Annotated in this window: 3 protein-coding genes; 1 reads left to right on the plus strand and 2 read right to left on the minus strand. The window is 64.9% G+C overall.

Annotated elements, in window-relative coordinates:
• Positions 1-460 (plus strand): helix-turn-helix domain-containing protein (locus FVW27_RS12195; RefSeq protein WP_167125505.1); only part of this gene is annotated, 460 nt, incomplete at its 5' end.
• Between the two features lie 62 nt (positions 461-522).
• Here FVW27_RS12195 and FVW27_RS12200 read toward each other — a convergent pair.
• Together FVW27_RS12200 and FVW27_RS12205 are read right to left on the minus strand one after the other, a co-directional pair.
• Positions 523-1,089 (minus strand): amphi-Trp domain-containing protein, encoded by a 567-nt coding sequence (locus FVW27_RS12200; RefSeq protein WP_167125507.1) that lies wholly within the window; start codon positions 1,087-1,089, stop codon positions 523-525.
• Positions 1,090-1,325: 236 nt separating this feature from the next.
• Complete coding sequence (locus FVW27_RS12205) at positions 1,326-2,705, minus strand: sigma-54-dependent transcriptional regulator (RefSeq protein ID WP_167125509.1); 1,380 nt, start codon at positions 2,703-2,705, stop codon at positions 1,326-1,328.
• Positions 2,706-2,912 lie beyond the last annotated feature (207 nt).

The raw sequence follows: 2,912 nt of genomic DNA on the forward strand, positions 1-2,912 counted from the left end.
GCTGCTGGCGGCGGGGCTGGCCACCAGCATGGCCGGGGGGCACGGGACGAAGCGGCAGCCGCCCCTGGTGCCCCGGCATGGCGGTGCGGTGCGGCGGTCCATGGAGATGATCCGCGAGGGCATGGGTGCCACGCTGCGGCTGGACGACGTGTGCCGCGAGGCGGGGCTGTCCAAGTTCCATTTCATCCGGCTGTTCCGCGACGAAACGGGCATGACGCCCTACCAGTACTTCCTGAACTGCAAGGTGGAGCACGCCCGCCACCTGCTGGAGGCCGGGGCCGACACCTACGACGCCATGCTGGAGTGCGGGTTCTACGACCTGTCGCACCTGAACCGGCACTTCAAGGCCATGTTCGGCACCACGGCCACGGAATACCGGCGGCTGTGGCTGCGTGCGGGCGGCGAGGCGGCCATACCCGGCGGGCTTGAGGCGGGGCGCGCCTTCGTCACCGCGCCGTAGCGATACCACGAAAAAGGGCAGGCCCATGGCCTGCCCTTGTGTATTCGCGCAGATGCGTGGCGCTAGTCGCCCGCGCCGTCGTCCTTGTCTTTTTTCTTGTCCTTCCCGTCCTTCCCATTCTTTCCATCTTTGGCGGACTTTTCGGACTTGTCGTCTTTTTCCGGCTTGGACTTCTTTTCCGGCCTGGCGTCCTTGCCGGGCTTGTCCTTCTTCTTGTCCCCGTCGCGCTTTTCGTCCTTGTGGTCCTTTGCCTTGGCAGGGGCCTTTGCGGGCTTGTCGGCCTTTTTCAGGGCCGCGTCGAGGTCGATGTCGCCCACCTCTTCCTCGTCCGCGCAGCCTAAGGGGGCCAGATGATCGCGTCCGGGCAGGTTGGCCACTTCGTCGCAGGCGGCCACGGTTTCATCGTCGGGGATGCGCCAGGAAATTTCGATCATGAACTTGCCGCGCCCGTCTCGAACCTTGGCTTCCACGTCCACGTCCACGGCTTCGGGCGGGCTGAGCACCAGCGTCTCGTCGCCCTTCTGGACCTTCAGGCAGCGTTCCTTCAGCCCCTCGGCCAGCGCCTCGACGACGCCCGCCGCGTCCGCGCAGAGCAGCCGGGTACTCAGGGATATCTTCTGCTTTTCCATGGGGCACCTCCGTGGTGCGGTTTGTCGTGCCTATCGACTATGCGGCGGCCCTGACCACCCGTCAAGGTAGGGAAAACGTGGGAGCGGGGGCGTGTTGCGGGAAGCTTGGGGCGGTGGGGCCGGCGGGTTCCAGCGGCGTGGGCTTCACCCACAATTGAAAAGTTTTGGGGGGAGGGGTCCGGGGAGGGAGACCTTTTTCAAAAGGTCCCCTCCCCGGAAGTCTCTCTCAAAAATCCTTAGTGCCCCGTGATATTGTATTTCTTCAGCTTGTACTGCAGCAGGCTCTTGGAGATGGCGAGCAACTCGGCGGCTTTCACCTGCACGAAGTCGGCGCGGACCAGGGCGCGGCGGATGAGGGCGGCCTCGATGCGTTCCAGGGTATCGGCCAGGTCCAGTTGCACGGGCAAGAGGTCCACGGCGCTTTTGAGCTGGGATTCCTCGTCGCGCAGTTCGGGGGGCAGGTCGTCCACGCGGATGGTATCGCCGGAAACGAGCACGAGGCAGCGTTCCACCACGTTCTGGAGCTGGCGGATGTTGCCGGGCCATTCGTAGCCGGTCATGTAGTCCAGCGCTTCGGGCGTGAAGGTCTTGGGGGTGACGCCGTTCTCGCGGGCCAGCTTGTCCACGAAGTGGGCCACCAGCAGGGGGATGTCCTCGCGGCGTTCGCGCAGGGGCGGCAGGGCAATGTGCACCACGTTCAGGCGGTAGAACAGGTCTTCGCGGAAGTTGCCCTTTTCCACCTCTTCCTGAAGGTTCTTGTTGGTGGCGGCCACGATGCGGATGTCCACCTCCACCTCTTCGGTGCCGCCCACGCGTTCGAAGCGGCGTTCCTGCAACACGCGCAGCAGCTTGACCTGCAATTCGGGGGTCAGCTCGCCTATTTCGTCCAGAAACAGGGTGCCGCCGCCCGCCTGCTCGAAGCGGCCCCGGCGCATGGCCACGGCGCCGGTGAACGACCCCTTTTCGTGGCCGAACAGTTCGCTTTCCAGCACGCCGGGGTTCAGCGCCATGCAGTTGACGGAGACGAACGGCCCCTTGTTGCGGGGCGAGGAAAAGTGGATGGCCCGCGCCACCAGTTCCTTGCCGGTGCCCGATTCGCCCGAGATGAGCACCGTGGAGCGGCTGGGCGCGGCGCGATCGACCATGCTCAGGGTTTCGCGGATGGCCCTGCTTTTGCCGATGATCTGGTGCATGCCGTAGCGTTCTTCCAGATTTTCGCGCAGCACGCGGTACTGGCGGTGCATGCGCGAAAGCTCTGCGGCGTTGTGCACGGACAGCAACAGTTCGTCGTTGGAGAAGGGCTTGGTGATATAGTCGAAGGCGCCGTACTTCATGACTTCCACCGCGCTTTCGATGGAGCCGAAGGCGGTCATGATCAGCACGGGAATGTGCGGCCAGTTCTTCTTGACCTGTTCCAGCACCTCGCGCCCGGTGATCTTCGGCATCTTCATGTCGGTGACGATGACGTCGACCTCCGACTCCTCCAGAAAGGCCAGGCCGGTCTCCGGGTCGTTGAGCGCGGTGACGGTGTAGCCCGCGTCGGTCAGCAGGGCCTCGAGCACGAGCAGGTAGTTCTTCTCGTCGTCGAGCACGAGCAGATGCGTCTTTTCGTTCATGATGGATCCGGTTGCGGTGTGCTGGTGCCGGGCGCGTTGGTCCGGCGGTGCCAGGGGAGGTTCAAGGGACAGAAATAGGGCCGGAAGGCCGCGCGCGCAACCCGTGAGCGGGTGTTTGCCGCAGATCGGGCATGATGGGGCGCGATCCGGCACGCCGCACGGCGGGCAGCGGGTGGCGTTGCGCCCGTTGCGCCCGTTGCCCCCCTT

Source organism: Nitratidesulfovibrio liaohensis (genome assembly GCF_011682075.1).
Classification (GTDB): domain Bacteria; phylum Desulfobacterota; class Desulfovibrionia; order Desulfovibrionales; family Desulfovibrionaceae; genus Cupidesulfovibrio; species Cupidesulfovibrio liaohensis.

Bases quoted from the DNA above. Each gene is read 5' to 3' on its own strand.
- FVW27_RS12200 (WP_167125507.1), bottom strand. From the start codon at position 1,089: ATGGAAAAGCAGAAGATATCCCTGAGTACCCGGCTGCTCTGCGCGGAC.
- FVW27_RS12205 (WP_167125509.1), bottom strand. From the start codon at position 2,705: ATGAACGAAAAGACGCATCTGCTCGTGCTCGACGACGAGAAGAACTAC.